Source organism: Pseudomonas fluorescens, from assembly GCF_900636825.1.
GTDB lineage: Bacteria > Pseudomonadota > Gammaproteobacteria > Pseudomonadales > Pseudomonadaceae > Aquipseudomonas > Aquipseudomonas fluorescens_BG.
The window spans coordinates 3,094,199-3,112,967 of the sequence record NZ_LR134318.1 but is presented as its reverse complement, the minus strand read 5'-3'; the positions used below and the strand labels follow the sequence as shown (position 1 = coordinate 3,112,967).

15 protein-coding genes are annotated in these 18,769 nt (G+C 60.8%); 10 read left to right on the top strand and 5 right to left on the bottom strand.

Features of this window, described 5'->3' with window-relative positions; translation table 11 throughout:
- Nucleotides 1-165: 165 nt before the first annotated feature.
- Nucleotides 166-1,491, bottom strand: coding sequence for a serine hydrolase domain-containing protein (locus tag EL257_RS14015; protein WP_126363453.1), 1,326 nt, complete (start codon nucleotides 1,489-1,491; stop codon nucleotides 166-168).
- Between the two features lie 17 nt (nucleotides 1,492-1,508).
- Nucleotides 1,509-3,362, bottom strand: coding sequence for a DUF1302 domain-containing protein (locus EL257_RS14010; protein WP_419866582.1), 1,854 nt, complete (start codon nucleotides 3,360-3,362; stop codon nucleotides 1,509-1,511).
- A gap of 335 nt (nucleotides 3,363-3,697) precedes the next feature.
- Here EL257_RS14010 and EL257_RS14005 point away from each other — a divergent pair, with 335 nt between their 5' ends.
- The 3 genes from EL257_RS14005 to EL257_RS13995 all read left to right on the top strand — a co-directional run bounded on the left by EL257_RS14005 (nucleotide 3,698) and on the right by EL257_RS13995 (nucleotide 7,789).
- Nucleotides 3,698-5,245, top strand: coding sequence for an AMP-binding protein (locus EL257_RS14005; RefSeq protein ID WP_126363451.1), 1,548 nt, complete (start codon nucleotides 3,698-3,700; stop codon nucleotides 5,243-5,245).
- A gap of 13 nt (nucleotides 5,246-5,258) precedes the next feature.
- The gene (locus tag EL257_RS14000) at nucleotides 5,259-6,422 is read left to right on the top strand and encodes an acyl-CoA dehydrogenase family protein (protein ID WP_126363449.1); all 1,164 of its coding nucleotides are present in this window, start codon (nucleotides 5,259-5,261) and stop codon (nucleotides 6,420-6,422) included.
- 110 nt (nucleotides 6,423-6,532) lie between these two features.
- Entirely contained in the window at nucleotides 6,533-7,789 is a 1,257-nt protein-coding gene (locus tag EL257_RS13995; RefSeq protein WP_126368121.1) for an MFS transporter, read from the top strand.
- Between the two features lie 37 nt (nucleotides 7,790-7,826).
- Here the strand turns inward: EL257_RS13995 and EL257_RS13990 are convergent, their stop codons facing one another.
- On the bottom strand, nucleotides 7,827-8,780 hold the full coding sequence (locus tag EL257_RS13990; protein WP_126363447.1) for a LysR family transcriptional regulator: 954 nt from the start codon (nucleotides 8,778-8,780) through the stop codon (nucleotides 7,827-7,829).
- A 219-nt stretch (nucleotides 8,781-8,999) separates the two neighbouring features.
- On the opposite strand from EL257_RS13990, the gene EL257_RS13985 reads away from it, so the two are divergent.
- From EL257_RS13985 to EL257_RS13975, 3 genes are read left to right on the top strand one after another with little or no spacing between them, the layout of a single operon-like run.
- Nucleotides 9,000-10,364 (top strand): DUF1329 domain-containing protein, encoded by a 1,365-nt coding sequence (locus EL257_RS13985; RefSeq protein ID WP_126363445.1) that lies wholly within the window; start codon nucleotides 9,000-9,002, stop codon nucleotides 10,362-10,364.
- A complete protein-coding gene (locus EL257_RS13980) occupies nucleotides 10,364-10,750 on the top strand; it encodes a YidH family protein (RefSeq protein WP_126363444.1) in 387 nt (128 codons plus the stop codon). The genes EL257_RS13985 and EL257_RS13980 overlap by 1 nt, the downstream gene beginning before the upstream one ends.
- A complete protein-coding gene (locus EL257_RS13975) occupies nucleotides 10,716-11,036 on the top strand; it encodes a DUF202 domain-containing protein (protein ID WP_232013017.1) in 321 nt (106 codons plus the stop codon). The genes EL257_RS13980 and EL257_RS13975 overlap by 35 nt, the downstream gene beginning before the upstream one ends.
- A gap of 13 nt (nucleotides 11,037-11,049) precedes the next feature.
- Here the strand turns inward: EL257_RS13975 and EL257_RS13970 are convergent, their stop codons facing one another.
- Both EL257_RS13970 and EL257_RS13965 read right to left on the bottom strand, forming a co-directional pair.
- The gene (locus tag EL257_RS13970; protein ID WP_126363442.1) at nucleotides 11,050-13,011 is read right to left on the bottom strand and encodes an alkyl/aryl-sulfatase; all 1,962 of its coding nucleotides are present in this window, start codon (nucleotides 13,009-13,011) and stop codon (nucleotides 11,050-11,052) included.
- 100 nt (nucleotides 13,012-13,111) lie between these two features.
- Nucleotides 13,112-14,029, bottom strand: coding sequence for a LysR family transcriptional regulator (locus EL257_RS13965; protein ID WP_126363440.1), 918 nt, complete (start codon nucleotides 14,027-14,029; stop codon nucleotides 13,112-13,114).
- Nucleotides 14,030-14,109: 80 nt separating this feature from the next.
- On the opposite strand from EL257_RS13965, the gene EL257_RS13960 reads away from it, so the two are divergent.
- Genes EL257_RS13960 through EL257_RS13945 form a run of 4 tightly spaced genes read left to right on the top strand, consistent with a single transcriptional unit; the run spans nucleotide 14,110 to nucleotide 18,769 of the window.
- The gene (locus EL257_RS13960) at nucleotides 14,110-15,348 is read left to right on the top strand and encodes a 3-hydroxyacyl-CoA dehydrogenase (RefSeq protein WP_126363438.1); all 1,239 of its coding nucleotides are present in this window, start codon (nucleotides 14,110-14,112) and stop codon (nucleotides 15,346-15,348) included.
- Entirely contained in the window at nucleotides 15,345-17,120 is a 1,776-nt protein-coding gene (locus tag EL257_RS13955) for an acyl-CoA dehydrogenase C-terminal domain-containing protein (protein WP_126363436.1), read from the top strand. The genes EL257_RS13960 and EL257_RS13955 overlap by 4 nt, the downstream gene beginning before the upstream one ends.
- 36 nt (nucleotides 17,121-17,156) lie before the next feature.
- Nucleotides 17,157-18,320, top strand: coding sequence for an iron-containing alcohol dehydrogenase (locus EL257_RS13950; protein WP_126363434.1), 1,164 nt, complete (start codon nucleotides 17,157-17,159; stop codon nucleotides 18,318-18,320).
- On the top strand, nucleotides 18,320-18,769 hold the full coding sequence (locus EL257_RS13945; RefSeq protein ID WP_126363432.1) for an acyl-CoA thioesterase: 450 nt from the start codon (nucleotides 18,320-18,322) through the stop codon (nucleotides 18,767-18,769). Before EL257_RS13950 ends, EL257_RS13945 begins: the two co-directional genes overlap by 1 nt.

Genomic DNA, 18,769 nt, shown 5'->3' with positions numbered 1-18,769 from the left:
AATTGATAATTAATCGCATTCTAACCACGGCGATAGGCCGCAGGCAAATGCATGGCGCTCGGAGTTCGTTTACTGACGAACGCCATCAATTTTGTAGAGGCTGGGAGTAACGCCGTGCATCCAGCGTTTGCACTGGCGGCGCTGTGCGAAGCGGATCGATGAGGTTCAGTCCTTCAACTCAGCCAATATCGCGCTGACCATGTTGTTGAATGTCACCGGTGAGTCGATCAGCCGTGCAGCGACTTTTGCTTCACCCGCCGCGCTGGTGGCGCGTCTGGCCTGGTCGGCAGTGGAGGACAGTTTAACGATCACGATTTCACGCTTCGGGTTGATGTAAATTTTTTGTCCGAAGCGACCACTGGCTTCCACCGATCCTTCCCCGTCATTGCGCTGAAACCAATAATTGCGATAGGCATAACCCGGCCGGCCAGGTGCCAGATTGCCTTGCGCGAAAACCGCCGGATCGCCCGGCTGGAAAGTACTGCGCACGGCTTGATTGAAACTGTCCATTGCCGGTTCGCGAGCCAGCTCACGGCGGACCAGTTCGGCGAAGCGCGCGGTGTCGCGCAGATTCGTGCTGATCCCGCCGCTGGCCATCTCCGTGCCCAGTTCATCGATCTGAACATAGCCATCGTCCTCAGCGAAGCGCGACCAGATCCGCTGCTGCACCAGCTGCGCCCAATTCATTCCGGAGATACGCCGCAGCGCCCAGGCCATCGCCTCGGGTGAGCCATTCTGATAAAAAAACTTGCCTTCCCCGGGAGCGATTTGCGCGACCTTTAAAAAAGCGTAGATATCGCCGGGCATTTTTGCGCTGCGCGGGATGAGCCCGGTCGCGGCGAACAAACCGAGGTCCGGCGGCACTGCTTCGGGGTAGGCCACAGCCACCTGCATATCCAGATTGGCCTGCACCGTGGCTTCACCAAACGGTGTGCCGCTCAGTTCAGGGACATAACTGGCCAGTTTCGCTTGCGGGTCGAGCTTGCCTTCTGCAATGAATTGCGCTGCCAGCAGGCCGGTGACGGATTTGGTCATCGAGGCCCAGATGTGCGGTTGGCCGGGTTCAAAGCCTTCCAGATAGCGTTCAAACACCACTTGGCCGCGTCGCAGGACGATGAAACCATCGGTCGCGGTATCTTGCAGGTAGCGGGCGAGGGTCAGGTCCTCTTCGCCGGCCTTGAAGGTCACCGGGTCGAGATCGCGCGGCGCGGCCTCGATGAGTGCCAGCGGTTGTGCAGCACGGGCAATGTTGCGCGTTGCGGACACTTCCCGGGCGTGTCGGATTGACCAGCGCAGGAAAGGCGGTTGAAAGGCGTTGGTTTTGTTCACACGAAACTCCGGTGCGGGTGGAAAACCGCGCATGACACCAGTATCGGCTGAGCCGCTCGCAGCGAAGGCCGGGCAGATGGCGCTGGAAAGCAGCAACGCGGCACCCAGTACAAATGGGGCTTTGGGCTTGTCAGAGGCGAACCGGGCAGGGCACTTGCGCATGTTTGTTTTCCTTTACGTTAGAAAGTGGCACCAATAGCGATGGAGGCAAAGTCGCGGTCACCGCGCGTGCCGTAAGTGCCATCGATGTAATCGGTGTAAGACAGGCTCAGCGAATACTTGCTCATGAACGTCGCGTCCAGGCCCAGGCTGACGGAGCGCGAGCCTTCATTGAACGCCGAGCCATCGCCCGGCGAATAACCTTTGACGTCATGCGCCCAGGACAGGTTGGGCCGCAGGTCCAGCCCCGGCATCACCCCTGAATAACTCAAGGTCGCGCGCATCCGGTAACCCCACGAGAACGGCGTGACGAAGCCTTCGTCAGTGCAGTATTGCGGGCTGCTGGAAATGGCTCGACAGATGCTGTTGTCAACCAGCGCGCCGTTGCCATAAGCGCCGGATCGACCATAGCGAGGCCCATTTTTGCCCTCCAGCCCACCGACGTAAGTGGCGCCGGCTTCACCGACGAGCAGCAATTGATTCGCCCCCATGACCTGGCCGAAAGAATGCATTGCCGAGACCTGCGCCTGGGTGACCTCCTTGCGCCGATAGCCGTTGAAAAGAGTTGAATCGGTGGTTGGCCTCAGGCCGGGTTCGGACAGTGGACTGCGCCCGTTGGCATTGAGCAGCGACTGCAGCACATCCGTGCCATTGAGTTGCACGGGCATATTCGGGCGGTAGCTGAGTTCGCCTTGCACCGCCGTACCGGTGCGCAGGGTGGTCGAGAACGTCAAACCATATAAACGGATGTCTTCGGGGTATTGGGAAAGGTATTGAGACGTTCCCATGCGCAGCGCGCCGGCGAGTGTCTGGCCGGAGGTGGAGGCCAGGAAAGCCCCGCAACCTGCCGACGGCACACCAAGATTGCTGCACAATTGCGGAGCAAAACCGGTGTTGCTGTAATACCGGCTGCTGACGGTTCCCAGATACGGCGAACGGCTGTGGTAATTGGCGGCATAGGCGCCGAATTCAGCATCCAGTTGTGTGACGTACCAGCGTAACGACAGGCCCCATTGGCCGCTGTTGCGTGCGTCCTGATCTGCGCTGCGGGGAATGCGCACGCCTTCCTCGCCCATGACCACGCCGAACGGGCCCAACCCTCGATTCGCAGCGGCGGCGTTGACCAGGCGTCCGCCGACATCGAGGCCGGTGCAGCCCTCGGGTGTGAAGTCGTTTCCCGAAAAGAAGGTGCCGCAGTTGTCCAGCTGGGTCTGTTCCCAGTCCAACTGGTAGAAGGCGTCAAAGGACACGGCTTCATTGATGTTCTGCGTCATGTAGAGCAAGTTCACCGGCACCAGTGCGTCCTTCACCTCCGAACCCGGCCGGCGCAGTGCCGCTTGGTTGAAAGGATTTACAACGTTCAAACCGCCCTGGATGAAAATGCTTTCTCCCCAGTTCACCACTTGCTTGCCGACACGCGCCGAGCCCGGCTCGCCGTTGATGTCGTAGAAGTAATAGACGAAGGCATCGAGCAGCTGGAAGCCTGCGGTTTTTGCCGACGCCTGGCGATCGTTGTCGTCGATGTCCTTGAAGCGTTGGCTGTGATCACGTTGCGCGGTGTCGTACCAGTAGGTCCCGCGCAGGAACATGCCGATGTTGTCGCGCTTGAGCTCCAGGTCATGGGTGCCTTTGAAAATCGTCGAGAACACGTCTCCGGATCGATAATTGCGGCGGCCGTCATTGCCGTTCGCGGCCCCCAGTTGCAGCTTGGCCGGATTGGCAGTGCTGACCCCGACACCGAGTGCCAGCGCCGAATCGAGCTGCCCATCTATGTCGCCCAATGCAAATTCGACTGCGCCCACCGGGGCGGCGAGCAGGCTGCACGACAGTAAAACCAGCGATGACCGTAGCCGGTCGCAAACATGTGTATTCACTCTTAACCTCTTATTGTGTTTATTCGAGAGTGAGGGGATGGCGCACCGACAACAGGCAGAACACCTCAGCGCCTGGCCGGCGGCGGTCTGGCTTTTGTCGGTCGGTATCGATAATAGGGAGGCCCCGGCGGGGCTCACAAATAGCGTCTTTGCATCGTTGCCATAACACTTCGGCATGGGCGTGACGCCGCAAAAACCGCTGCGGCGCAGCGCAAGGAAGGGAGCTTTCCAGCCAGCTAAAACCGCTATGGCCGGCATCAACAACTGGTATTACGCCCCTTTAGCCCACGCTGTTTAGCATCGTCCCGGTCTTAACTGTCGACGAGAACAACAACGTGAACCTCGGAAAAATAATCAGTCGAAGTGCCAGATACTGGCCAGAGCGGATGGCCGTCATCGATCGTCACACCAGGCTGAACTTTGCCCAGCTTGAGCAGCGGACAAATCAGCTCGCTTCAGCGTTACTGGGCCAAGGCATCAGCACGGGCGAACACGTCGCCATCCTTGCGGAAAACCGCGTAGAACTGGTGGAGGCGGAAGTCGCCTTCTACAAGGCCGGCCTGGTGAAAGTGCCGGTCAATGCGCGGCTGTCGCTCGAAGAAGTCATTCAGATCATCAACGACTCTTGCAGCGTCGGACTGATCGCCACACCCATGTTTGCCGAGGCGTTGATCGCACGCCGGGCTGAAGTCCCAGGGTTGCGGCTGGTGGTGACACTGGGCGAGAAGGGCGGTGATATCGCCTATTCGGCATTGCTGGATCAAGGCACTGAGGCGCCGGTCAATTGTGACCTGCCGGACGATGCACTGGCGGTCTTGCACTACACCTCGGGCAGTTCCGGTGTGCTGAAAGCCGCCATGCTCAGCGTCGGCAATCGCAAGGCGCTAATCCGCAAAAGCATCGCCAGCCCCACCCGGCGAGCCGCGCCGGACGATGTGATGGCCCACGTCGGGCCGATCACCCATGCCAGCGGCATGCAATTGATGCCCTTGCTGGCGGTGGGCGCGTGCAACCTGCTGTTGGAACGCTACGACGATCAATTGCTGCTCGAAAGCATTCAGCGTGAACGCGTCACGCGCTTGTTTCTGGTGCCGGCAATGATCAACCGGCTGGTGAATTTCCCCGGCGTCGATCGCTATGACCTGAGCAGCCTGCGTCTGGTCATGTACGGCGCAGCGCCGATGGCGCCCTCGCTGGTCAAACGCGCCATCGAAGTGTTCGGGCCGATCCTTGCCCAAGGCTACGGTGCCGGCGAAACCTGCTCGCTGGTCACGGTACTCACCGAGCAAGACCATCTTTGCGAAGAGGGCGACTATCGGCGCCTGGCTTCCTGCGGACGCTGCTATTTCGAGACTGACCTGCGAGTGGTCAACGAAGACTTCGAGGATGTTAAGCCTGGCGAAATCGGCGAAATCGTGGTCAAGGGCCCCGACATCATGCAGGGCTATTGGCGCGCGCCGGAACTCACTGCCGAGGTGATGCGCGAGGGGTATTACCTCAGCGGCGATCTGGCGACAGTCGATGAACAGGGCTACGTGTTCATCGTCGATCGCAAAAAGGAAATGATCATCTCCGGCGGCTTCAACATCTATCCCACGGAAGTCGAGCAGGTGCTTTACACCTTGCCTGAGGTTTTTGAGGCGGCGGTCATTGGTGTGCCGGATGAGCAGTGGGGCGAGGCGGTGCGAGCTGTCGTTGTACTCAAGCCGGGCACTGCACTGAGTGAAGCCGAGGTCATCGATCACTGCGCACGCACCCTGGCCGGCTTCAAGAAACCCCGCGCCGTGGATTTCGTCAGCGAACTACCGAAGAACCCCAACGGCAAAGTCGTTCGCCGTCTTATTCGCGATGCCTACTGGCAAAACAGCGACCGCCGCATCTGACGAGGAGATCACCATGTATCAGCCAAGTGAAAAGGCCAGCCAAATCATCGAGGCCATCGGCGGTTTTATCCGCGATGAGATCCGGCCGCTGGAACAAAGCGCCGGCCTGAGTTGGGCGGAGCCGCACCCCCGCGAAGTGCTTCAGCAAGTGTGGCAGCGCTCCTGCGAGCAGGGGTTTTACAACGTCATGCTGCCCGAGGCGATCGGTGGCGCGGGGCTGAACGTTTCAGACCTGTGCGCGGTAAAGGAAGCCACGGTACTGAGCGGTTCCATGCTAGCACCGCACATCCTCGGCGAACTGTCCGGACCGCCGCGCATCGGGCATCTGTTCAAGGTCGCGAGCCCGGAACAAGTCGAGACTTTCTTGCAGCCGGTGTGCCGTGCCGAAAAAGCCGTGTGCTTCGCGCTGACAGAAAGCGAGGCAGGCTCCGATGCGACGGCGATCACCACCAGTGCGCGACGCGACGGCGATGATTATGTGCTGAGCGGCAGCAAGCGTTTCATCTCTGGCGCGCCTTATGCGGATATTGCCGTGCTGCTTGCGGTTACCGGCACTGGCGGCGGAGCCCAAGGCATTTCGGCCTTCTTCGTCGATCTGAAGGCGCCCGGCGTGCGGATCGAGAGCGACTATGCGGTGATGTCCGGCGGTGGCGCGCATGGCGATATCTTCCTCGACGACGTTCGGGTGCCTGTCGCCAACCGCATTGGCGAAGAGGGCCAAGGATTCAAACTGGCGATGGGGCGGATCATGCTCAACCGTTTGCTGCATTGCCCGACGTTGCTAGGCATGGCAGGCTTGGCGTTGAACCTGTCGATTGATTACGCGCGCACACGCAAGCAGTTCGGCCAGCCCATCGCGATGTTCCAGTCGATCAGCCACATGATTGCCGATATGGCCACCGAGCTGCATGCCGCACGCAGCATGGTTTACGCCACCGCAGCGGTGAGCGACGCCGGCGGCGATATTCGCACCCAGGCGCCGATGTGCAAGCTGTTCGTCTCCGAAACCGCTTTCCGTATTGCTGACCGCGCGGTGCAAATTCACGGCGGCGCGGGGTTGCTGCGCGGCCATCCGGTGGAGTGGATTTTCCGCGCGACCCGAATGATGCGCATCTTGACGGGTACCAGCGAAATCCAGCGCAACACCATTGCCAAGGGTGTCCTGATGCCGAGCTAGCAGCGCATGCCGCACGTCCGGTCGTGCAGGGCCGGACGCTCTGACAAGAACAATAACGAGAGACGACCATGACTCACACTGACACACCCGCACGTCTGGGCACCGCCTGGATGATTGCTGTATTGCTGGCACTGCTGATGCTGGTGAACTTCCTCGACAAAGTGGTCATCGGCCTGGTGGCGGTGCCGATGTCCAAAGAGCTCGGCCTGACCCCGACCGAGTTCGGCCTGGTAGGGGGCGCGTTGCACTGGTTCTTTGCGATTTCCGCGGTCATCGGCGGCTTCGTGGCTAACCGCCGTCCCACACGCACGTTGCTGTTGGGGATGGGCGCATTCTGGGCGGTCGTGCAACTGCCGATGCTCTTCGTCTCTTCGCTCTGGGCGATCATTGCCTGCCGGGTGCTGTTGGGCATCGGCGAAGGTCCGGCCTCGCCAGTCGCTACCCACGCCTTGTACAAATGGTTTCCCAATGACCGTCGCAACCTTCCGGTCGCGCTGTTGCATACCGGCAGCGCCTTGGGGTTGTTGGTTGCGGGCGCAATGATCCCCTGGATCAGCGTGCATTACGGCTGGCGAATGAACTTCATTGTTCTGGCCGTCATCGGCGCAGTCTGGTGCGTGCTGTGGTGGCTGCTGGGTCGCGAGGGTACGCTCGATCGCATCCGTCCCGGCCAGTTGAAGCAGGACGACGAGCGCGTGCCGTATCGTCGCTTGCTCACGGACAGCACGGTGCTGAGCAATTACCTGTGCCATTTCGCCGCCAATTGGTCGTTGGCACTGACCCTGACCTGGGTGCCGAGCTATCTGGAAAACGGGCTCGGCATCGACCCCATCATGACGGGCCGGGTGTTCGTGCTGTTCGTGGTGGTGACCACTCCGCTGAGTCTGTTCATGGCCTGGCTGTCGCAGCGCATGCTTCGCGGCGGGATTGCAACGCGCTGGTCGCGTGGAGCATTCGTTTCGTTTTGCCTGATTGCCAGTGGCCTGCTCAGCGCAGCGCTGTTTCTGCCGGGACTGTCGAGCCTGGAGCGAATCGTCAGCCTGACGTTCAGCGGTGGCTTGGCGCTGGTGATGTATTCGGTAGGGCCGGCCATGCTTGCCGAGTTCACGCCCGGCAGCCAACGTGCGGGCATTCTGGCGATCGGCAACGGCATTGCCTCGCTCGCTGGTTTGTCGGCGCCGGTGGTCACCGGCATCCTCGTGCAGGGTGCGGGGGCCGAGCATCCGGCAGGTTACGGTGAAGGGTTTCTAGTCTGTGGCGCAGTGCTGATCATTGCCGGGCTGATCGGTTTGTTCTGGATGGATCCGCAGAAAACCCGCCAGCGCCTGAACGAGGTGAAAGGTATCGCATTGCCGCGCGTCAATTGAACTGTGCGGCGCTGCACGGCCCACCGTTGCGGCGCCCTCAGTGATCGAGCGCGCTCAAGGTTTCTTCGGGCGCACGCTCGATCAAACTGCCTTTCCATCGGTCGTCGACGACGGCCTCGACCAGAACGCCGCGGACAAGATCGCGCATGCAGGTGGCCGCAAACGACAGTGGCTTGTGCTGCGAATAGGCCAGGGAAATCGTGCGGGTGATTCGCGGCTCGACGATCAGCCGGGCCGATATCGGCTCCAGCAATTCAGTCAGCGGCGGCCAGTTGCTGATGGTCGCCGCCAACCCGGCGCGCACCAGGCTGCTGATGCCAGGCGCAGACTGCTGCTCGTAGCTTGAATCGAGGGTCACCCCGGTTTCCATCGCTGCCTGCTCGATCCGACGCCGCAGATGCAGGGCGCGCGGCGGCATCACCAGCCGGGTCGCGGCCGCTTCAGCCAGCGTGATGGACGAGTGATCAGCCTCATGCACCGGTGTGCCTACCCAATACAGGTCCTCGGTGAAGACCGGTTCGGCGATGACGTGTTCCAGTTCCTCAGCGTTCGGCACAACGCCAAAATCCACTTTGCCCAGCTCGATCGCCTGGCCGCCTTCGCGACTGAGGCCATCCCATATCGTCAGCTTGATCCCCGGAAATTTCGCCTGCGCTTGCGTGATGATCGTCGGCAACAACAGCGACGAAGCGGTTGCCGGAATGGAAATCGCGACATGGCCCATGGGATTGCCCCGACTGGATTTGAGTTCGTCTTTCACCGAATCGAGCTTCTGAATCACCGAGCGCGCCACTTCGTATAACTGTCGTCCGGCATCGGTCAGTTCGATGCCGTCGTGCTGACGGGCGAGTAACTGCATTTCCAGTTCGCTTTCCAATAAACCGATCTGACGGCTCAGGGCAGGCTGAGCGATGAACGCCCGGCGTGCAGCATTGGAGAAGCTTCCAGCTTCTGCAATCGCGACGAGGTAACGCAGCTGTTTCAAAGTCATGGGCAAATCTCTGGCTATGCCGAAGTGCTATGGCAACTATCTGAAGACGCTATTTGTCGAGGCCCAGAGGGCTACTTAGTATCCATTGATACTCACCCAGAGGCTATCTGACCGGCGCTAAAAATTGTTTTCGCGCATCATCCTGCCAGCCGCTTCGTCGTCTGGCGGGACCACTGCACATGTTCACTCTCTGATAAACACAATAAGAGGTTAAGAGTGATGCCAGCACGTACCAGAGGTTTTATTCAGTCGTCGTTTATTCCGTTGTCATGCTGTGTGTTGCTGGCAATACCGTGGGCGGCAGGAGCGCTCGCCGCCAGTGAATTACCGCAGAACCTGACGCCGATCGGCGCCGAGCGCGACGCCACTCCCGACGGGCGAATCCCGGCATGGCAAGGCGGGCTCACAACCGCGCAACAGCGACTGGAAAGCAACGGTACGCCGGTCGATCCTTACGGTGATGAACGACCGCTGTACGAGATAACCGCACAGAATTACCGCCAGTACGAAGATCAGCTGTCAGCCGGGCAGATCGCTTTGCTCAAGCGTTTTCCAGAGACGATGAAGCTGCCTGTCTACCCCACCCATCGCAGCGTCGCCATACCCGCGCACCTCGCCGCATCCGCCGCACGCAACGCCACGCACGCGCAGCTCGACGACCAGGGCAACGGTCTGCGAGATTTCGCCGGAGCGGTTGCCTTTCCTCTGCCTGAAAATGGCCTGGAAGTGATCTGGAACCACCTGACCCGCAACCGCAATGCCAGTTACAGCGTTGTCTCCGACAGCGCCACGCCGCAGGGCAACGGTCGATTTACCCTGATGAGCGCGCGCCAGGAATTCGCTCGACCTGACGGGTTGCCGGGCGCTGCTGCCGACAATGTTCTCTACTATTTTACCCACCGAATGACCGCGCCATCGCGGCTCGCTGGGGATGCGATGGTGGTGCACGAGACACTGGACCAGGTCGCCGAACCGCGATTGTCGTGGGTCTACAGCTCCAGCCAGCGTCGAGTGCGGCGCGCGCCGGGCATCGCTTATGACACCGCCGGGCCGGGGACGGCAGGCCTGCGCACGGCGGACAGTCGCGACATGTTCAATGGCGCACCGGATCGATACGACTGGCAACTGGTGGGCAAGAAATTGCTTCACGTGCCGTATAACAGCTATCGCCTGGCCTCGCCCCGATTGCGCTACAGCGAATTGATCAAGCCGGGCCACGTCAACCCTGTCCCCACCCGCTATGAACTGCACCGTGTGTGGGAAGTGGTTGCGACGTTGAAGCCGGGAGCCCAGCACATCTACGGCAAACGTCATTACTACATCGACGAAGACACCTGGGCCATTCTCGAGGCCGATGTCTATGACCAGCGAGGCGCGTTATGGCGCACCTCCGAAGCGCACAGTTTTTACCACGCCAGCGGTGAGGCGGCGGTGAATGCGATGGAAGTGACCTACGACCTGAAAAGTGGCCGATATCACGTCTCCGGCCTGATAAACGAGCAACGCAACCCCTACGCCTTCAACGTGCCGACCAGTCTCTCGTACTTTTCGCCCGGCGCATTGCGCAGCTTTGGTGTGCGCTGATGGCGCTGAATACTGAGCGCCGCACTTGGACTGAAATCCTGCTGGGCGGCGGCGAGGCGCCCGATCCGCGATTTACGCTGGCCAATGAACGAACCTTTCTCGCCTGGATTCGCACGTCACTGGCGTTACTGGGCGGTGCAATTGCCATTGAGGCCTTCGCCGCACAGGTCTTCGAGCCCGGTTTGCGCATGGCCGTAGCCATCACCCTGTTGGTGTTGAGTCAGTTGATCAGCGCCGGTGCCTGCGTGCGCTGGCTGAGGGTGGAGCGTGCGTTGCGCCAGCGTCGGCCGCTGCCATTGCCGGCGCTCGCGCCTTTGTTGGCGATGGCTTGCGTAACGGCGGTGATGTTGATTGGCACTGCGCTGTGGCCCCGCTGGCATGGGTGATCCGGGGCTGCAGGCGGAGCGGACAGAATTGGCGTGGCGACGGACCTTGGTCGCGTTGCTGGTAGTGCTGGTTCTGGCGGGGCGAGTGGGTGCGTGGCTGTCGCTGGGGATGGGCGTTGTCGCCGCCCTTGGGTTGCTCGCCAGGCAAGGGCGCCGCTACCGCCAGGGATTGGCGATGCTGCGCATGGAGCAGGCATCGCCGGCGCCCGTGGCGATTCTGGCGTTGGGCGCGAGCGTCTGTTTGCTGGCGTTGATCGCCATGATCGAGCTGCAAAGCGGCGCCTGAGCGCCGCCCACGTTCAGGGCGTGACGATATTGAAGCGTCCGTCCACTTCCTCAAGTCCACCCATGAAGCGTAGAAATTTCACGCGCTCACCGGCGATCGTGATATCGCCCACCGTTGCCTCCTTCAAAAAGCCAGTCTGTTTCAGCGCGATGCGATCCAGCGTCGACTTGTTCATGCTGATATTCACGTCGGCTTGGTCATGCCGGGTCAAGTCGCGGTGAGTAAGGACACCGTTGCGCAAGGTCAGGGCGTAATCCTCGTTCAGATCGGTGAAGCGCCAGTTGATGGTCAAGTCATTGTCGGCGGCTTTTAGCGCGTCAACCCGAACGCCCAGGTAATCGAAGAACATTGCAGGGGTCAGCGCCCGCACCATATCGTCGGCATTTCCGCCGCCGCCGGTTGCAGCCGAAACGCCGTCGCGCAATTCCTGAGCGCCGCTGAGGTAGGCGTTGCGCCACGTCGCGTTCTCGCTCTGATAGCCCAGCTGTTCCAGCGCATCGGCCTGCAGGTTGCGTGCATCGGCATTGTCCGGCTCGGCGAAGACCAAATGATTGGTCAGTTGCGCGACCCAGCGATAATCGCCTTCGTCGAAGGCTTTGCGCGCCTGCTTCAAGAGCTGCTCGGCACCGCCCATCGCCGCTACGTAACGCTTGCCCGCGGCCTGCGGCGGCAGTGGATTGAGGTTCGCCGGATTGCCGTCGTAGAAACCCATGTAGCGCTGATACACCGCACGCACGTTGTGGCTCAACGAGCCGTAATAGTCGCGGCTGTACCACTTGTTCGCCAAGCGGGGCGGCAGCGAACTCAAGGTGTCGGCAATCTCCATGGGCGTCAGTCCCTGATTGATCAGTCGCAGGGTCTGGCTGTCGATGAATGCATACATGTCGCGCTGGTCAGCCAGATATTCGCGTATCTGCGCACCGCCCCAGGTCGGCCAGTGATGCTGGGCAAAAACCACCTCGGCCTGATTGCCGTAGCGCAGCAGCGACTGATCCAGGTAATGCGCCCAGATCTTCGGATCGCGCACCAGCGCGCCGCGCAAGGTGAGCACATTGTGCTGCACATGAGTGGCATTTTCGGCCATGCACAGCGCCTTGAATCGCGGGAAATAAATGTTCATTTCCGCCGGCGCCTCGGTGCCGGGGGTGAGTTGGAATTCGACCTCGATACCCTCAAGGGTCAAGCGCTCAAGCGGCTGGCTGATCTCTCTGGTGGGGGCGATCAAGCTGACGGTTGCGTTGGCCGGAATACCCTTGCCCAGCCCGGCATCTACCTGGCCGCGCTCGCTGCGCGGCAACGGTGCGCCGTACATGTATTGAGCGCGACGTTTCATTGCCGGCCCGGCCAACACATTCTCTCCGATGGCGTGCTCGAAAAAACCTTGCGGTGCAATCACCTGGACCTTGCCCGCAGTGACATCCGCTTCGTCGATGATCCCGCGTACACCGCCGAAATGGTCAACGTGCGGGTGCGTGTAGATCACGGTGGTCACGGGCTTGCGCGGGCGATTTTTGAAGTACAGCTCAAGGCCGGCTTTAGCGGTTTCCACCGACAGCAGCGGGTCGAGCACGATCAAGCCATTGTCGCCTTCGACGATGGTCATATTGGCCAGGTCCAGGCCACGAATCTGATAAATACCGTCAGTGACTTTGAACAGACCGGCAATGGTATTGAGCTGCGCGATGCGCCACAGACTCGGGTTGACGGTGCCGGGTGCGTTGGTCTGGTTGAGGAATGCGTACTGATTCAGGTCCCAGACGGTCTTGCCGTGCGCATTGCTGACCACACCCTCATACCGCTCGATCAGACCGCGCTGCGCCGCTTCGAAATCGCCGCGGTCGGCGAAGGGCAAACGCTGCAACCATTGTTGATTGCTCTGCAGCGTGATCGCCGTCGCATCTTTAGCCGGCGTGGCGGCAGAACTCATCAGCGGTGCCAACAAGGCAAGTGAAAGCAACGTCGGTGGAAAACGCATGGAGAAGTCCTTGTTATTGTTTGGGCGATCCACTTTAGGGAGAGGGCCTGGCCGCAGCCAATACCAGAGCGGCATGGTGGCCATCGTGTTTTTTGATGGCTCAGTCCGGTGCAATCGCCAGGATCTGTACAGCCAGCCAGGCTAATGCAGGATCGTGTTGGCGATGCGTCAGGTAAACCAGATCAAGCTCGAAGGGCGGCAATGCGAATGGCAGTTCCAGCAAGTCCAAAGGCAGTAGCCTGGCGAACTGTTGCGCCAGTTGGGTCGGCAATACCGTGCACAGGTCGGTAGCGGCCACGAGGTGCGCGGCCTGCAAGTAATTGGGCGTGGTATAGACGATCTGCCGCACCAGATTCTGTTCGGCCAGCCATTGATCAATCATGCCTCGCGTCTGGCCACCATTTACCCAGACGTGGCGCAGTTGCAGAAAACTCTGCAGGTCCAGGCCCGCGCCTGACTGCGGATGCCCCTGACGCATCGCCACTCGCAACGTTTCGCTGCGCCAGCGCAGCCGGGTAAAACGTGCCGGTACGTGATCAAAACGGCCCAGCACCATGTCCAGTTCGCTACGGTCCAGCGCCTCCGCCGGCAGGCTCGCCGTCAAGTGGACGACATCGATGCGCAAGTGCGGCGCCTGGGTCTGCAAGCGGGCCAGCAATGACGGCATGCACAACTGTTCGACATAGTCGGTGAGCGCGATCCGCAGCTGTCGATGGCTGAGTGCCGGGTCGAACGCATCGCCCGTGGCCAGGCTTTGTTCGATCTGCTGCAACGCCGCGCGAATCGGTCCTTCCAGGGCCAACGCTCGAGGCGTCGGACACATGCGGCGACCAACGCGCACCAGCAGCGGATCGTCCAATGCGTCGCGCAAACGCGCCAGGGCATTGCTGACGGTGGGCTGAGTCAGCGCCAGACGCTCGGCCGCGCGCGAAACATTCTGCTCACGCAACAGCATGTCGAAGATACGCAGCAGATTCAGATCAAAATTTGAAATATTCATGCCGCAAATATATGGCATATGAAAATGAAATTTCAAAAATACTGGAAGCCTGCTTACGGTGGCGGCTGTTATTTCCTACCGATGCAGGAGCGCCGCGTGTGAGCACCCCTTTCGATATTCAGCAGGTCGCCGTGATCGGCGCCGGCACCATGGGCCGAGGCATTGTCGTCAGTCTGGCCAGCGCCGGATTCCCAGTGCTATGGCTGGAAAGCAATGCCCCGACATTGGATGCTGGCTTGACCATGATTGAACAGACCTGGGCACAGCAGGTTGGCAAACAGCGCATCACTCAGGAGGAGGCAGACGCCCATCTGGCGCGGGTACGTCCTGTGCAAAGTTACGCTGACCTCGCTGAGGCGGATCTGGTCATCGAAGCGGTGTATGAAAGCCTGGAGCTCAAGCAGGAAATCTTCCGCGCGCTGGATTCGCACCTCAAGCCGCAGGCGATCCTGGCCAGCAACACCTCGGCACTGGACATCGACGCCATCGCCGCAGTGACCAAACGTGCGCAACAGGTGCTGGGTCTGCATTTTTTCAGCCCGGCCCACATCATGAAACTGTTGGAAATCGTCCGCGGCAACGCCACGAGCCGCGACGTGCTGGACGCCGCGCTGTTACTTGCTCAGCGCGCTGGCAAGGTGGCGGTGGTGGCGGGCAACTGCCCCGGTTTCATTGGCAACCGGATGCTGCGCAGCTATGTGGCCGAAGCGCGCAAACTGCTCCTTGAAGGAGCGATGCCGCAGCAGGTGGACGACGCGTTGCAGCAATTCGGCTTTGCCATGGGTCCGTTCCGCATGTATGACGTGGTCGGCATTGATCTGGAATGGCGCGCCCGACAATTGGCAGGGCAGGGCATGGATGATCCCTTGGTCAGGATCGACAACGCCTTGTGCGATCTCGGCCGTCTCGGCCAGAAGACCGGCCAGGGTTATTACCGCTATGCAGCAGGTAGCCGCGTGGCCGAGCATGATCCGCTGGTAGATAACCTGGTGCTCGAGGTGTCTCAGGGTCTGGGCTATCGTCGCCGTGAAATCGACGCGCAGGAAATTCTGCAGCGCTGTCTCCTCGCGCTGATCAATGAAGGGGCAAAAATTCTCGAAGAAGGCATTGCTGCCAGCAGCCATGACATCGATCAGGTCTGGCTCAACGGCTATGGTTTTCCGGCGCAAACCGGAGGGCCTATGCACTGGGCGGATGAGCAGGGCATAAGCCAGATGGTCGCTGGGCTGGAACACTTGCAGGGCATGTTCGGCGAGCACTGGCGCGCAGCCGGTCTGCTCCAGCGATTGAAGGTCAGCGGCAAACGTTTCGCCGATGTCGTGGAGGGCGCGGTATGAATTATCAAGCCCCTTTGCGCGATATGCGTTTCGTATTGCACGAGTTGTTCGACGTAGTGGGCCACTGCGAACAGCTGGGCGTGGAGCTCGACCGCGACACGCTTGACGGCATTCTTGAAGAGGCCGGACGTTTTACCGGCCAAGTCATTGCACCACTCAACCGCAACAGCGACGAGCAAGGCTGTCAAATGATCGGCACTGACGTCCGCACGCCCGACGGGTTCCGCGATGCCTATCACCAGTACGTCGACAATGGTTGGGCAAGCATGAGCGGGCCGACAGAGTACGGTGGCCAGGGATTGCCGCAAATGGTCTCGGCCTGCGTGCATGAAATGCTGATGGCGGCCTCGCTGTCGTTCCGGATTTATTCCGGCCTGACCGAAGGCGCGGTGCTGGCCGTGCATTGCCATGGCAGTGACGCCCTCAAGCATGCCTGGCTGGGCAAAATGGTCAGCGGCGAATGGACCGGCACCATGTGCCTGACCGAGCCACAGGCCGGCACCGACCTGGCGCTACTGCGCACCCGCGCGCAGCCCCAGGCCGATGGTGGCTATCGCATCGATGGCAGCAAGATTTTCATCAGCGGCGGTGAGCACGATCTGACCGACAACATTATTCATCTGGTGCTCGCGCGTCTTCCCGATGCACCGGTGGGCGTGAAGGGCATCAGCCTGTTTCTGGTACCCAAAATCCTCCCCGACGGCCAGCGCAACACGCTGAGCTGCGGCGCCCTGGAGCACAAGATGGGCATCAAGGGTGCTTCGACTTGCGTCATGAATTTCGACGGTGCTCAGGGCTGGTTGGTCGGCGAGCCGAATCAAGGCCTGGCGTGCATGTTCACCATGATGAACGACGCGCGATTCCAGGTCGGTTTGCAGGGCCTGGGCATTGCGGAAGCGGCTTTTCAAGGGGGCCTGGCTTACGCCCGCGAACGTTTGCAGTCGCGTTCGCTGGCCGGCGCGGTGGCGCCGGAAAAGGCTGCCGACCCGATCATCGTTCATCCCGATGTGCGGCGCATGTTGCTGACCCAAAAGGCCCTCACTGAAGGTTGCCGGATGTTGGGTGCGTATACCGCGCGACAACTCGATCTGGAACACGCAGCAGCAGACCCCGACGTTCGTCGAGCCGCCATGCGCCGCGCCGCGCTTCTGATCCCTATCGTCAAAGGGTTTTTCACCGATGTCGGCCAGGAAGTCGCCAGCCTCGGCGTGCAACTGTTTGGCGGGCATGGCTACATTCGCGAATGGGGCATGGAACAACTGATGCGTGACAGTCGCATTACCCAGCTCTATGAAGGCACCAATGGTATCCAGGCACTGGACCTGATCCGGCGTAAATTGATCAGCGATGGCGGCGCCGAATTGCACGCACTGATCAACGAATTGGTACAGCACGCAGACACCGCCGGCGCTTACCCATCATTGAACGAAATGGCCGCAGCGATCAGTCAGCGCCTCGAAGAATGGCGAGCGCTGAGCGTTAGCGTTATCGAGGCCTGCCAGCGCGATCCGCAGGAGATCGGCGCGGTTTCCGTGGATTTCCTCGCGTACTCGGCCTACGTCCTGCTGGCCGGTTTATGGATGCAGGCAGCCGTGCGCGCCCATGAAGCGCTGGCCGCAAGTACCGACGATGAGGCTTTTTATCAGGCCAAGCTGCATACCGCTGACTTTTACTGGCGCCGCGTATTGCCCCGTGCAAGTGCGCACCGGGAAGCGCTGCTGGGCGGTGCGAGCTGCTTGATGGCGATGGCGGCGAGTGACTTCAGTTGCTGACCGCAGACGTATTACCAAGAACAGGGAGTCGCTGACATGCAGCCTTTCAGCTTTGCCACAACTGCGCAGATTCTTTGCGAAAGCGGCGCGGCGCAACGTCTCGCGAGCCTGTGCCGCGAGCGTGGTGCGCGACGCATCCTGATCATCACCGACCCCGGCATCGCCCGACTTGGCATGCTTGATGACGTCTTGCCCGGTTTCACCCTCGCCAAAGTTGGTTTGGCGATCTTCAGTGACGTGACGGCGGATCCGAGCCAGAACTGTGTGCTCGCCGCCGTGGACCGCGCACGGCATATTGGTGCCGACATGATCGTCGGCTTCGGCGGTGGCAGTTCCATGGACGTGGCCAAACTGGTCGCTCTGCTCGCACATCCCGGATGCGGCCAGCCGATTACCGAGTTGTACGGTATCGACAAGGCCAAGGGGCCGCGCCTGCCGCTGATCCAGGTGCCGACCACCGCCGGGACCGGCTCGGAGGTGACACCCATCGCGATTGTGACAACCGGTGAGACCACCAAAATGGGGATCGTCTCGCCATTGCTGCTGCCGGATCTTGCCGTCCTCGACGCGGTTTGTACGCTAGGTCTGCCGCCGGCCGTCACGGCAGCCACGGGCATCGATGCCATGGTGCATGCGATCGAGGCCTACACCAGCAAACTCAAGCGTAATCCGCTGTCGAGCCTGTTGGCGCGAGAGGCGCTGCGGCTGTTGGCTGACAATCTTGATCAGGCTGTATACAACGGCGGCAATCTACCCGCGCGGCAGGCAATGCTGCTCGGGGCGTGCCTCGCCGGTCAGGCATTTGCCAACGCGCCAGTGGCGGCGGTGCATGCGCTGGCGTATCCGCTGGGTGGACATTTTCACATTCCCCATGGCCTGGCGAATGCGCTGGTGCTGCCTCATGTAATGCGCTTCAACCTGCCAGATGCGTTGACCGACTACGCCGAACTGGCTTCGCCCTTGCTGGGAGCAAGACTGCAGGCCGGCGATCGCGAGAGCCGCAGCGAGCAATTTGTTTGCGAGTTGGCGCAAGTGGGCGCCCGTTGCGGATTGCCGGACACGCTGCGCGATGCCGGCGTGCCCAGAGAAAGCCTGGGCCAACTGGCCAAAGATGCGATGCAACAACAGCGGCTGCTGGTGAACAACCCGCGCGCCGTCAGCGAAGCCGATGCGCTGGCAATCTATGAGGCGGCCTATTGATGACCGACATCCGAGAGCGCGCCAACTACTCACACTTCACCTCGATCACGACCCGTTGGCACGACAACGATGTGTATGGGCACGTGAACAACGTCGTCTATTACAGTTTTTTTGACAGTGCCGTGAACAACGTATTGATCGGGGAGGGCGGGCTGGATATCCATGACGGTCCGGTAATCGGGCTGGTGGTCAGCTCCAGCTGCGATTACCACGCTCCGGTCGCTTTTCCAGAGCGCATCGAGGTCGCACTCGCGGTAAGCAAATTGGGCCGCAGCTCCGTGCATTATCAACTTGCGGTGTTTCGCGAAGGGCAGCCACTGGCCAGCGCCACCGGGCGTTTCGTGCATGTTTTTGTCGATCGGATCGAACGCTGCCCGGTACCGATTCCCGAACGGTTGCGCGTGGCGTTAGGGAAACTGATCTGCAACTTGTCCGCTTCCACGACCTAG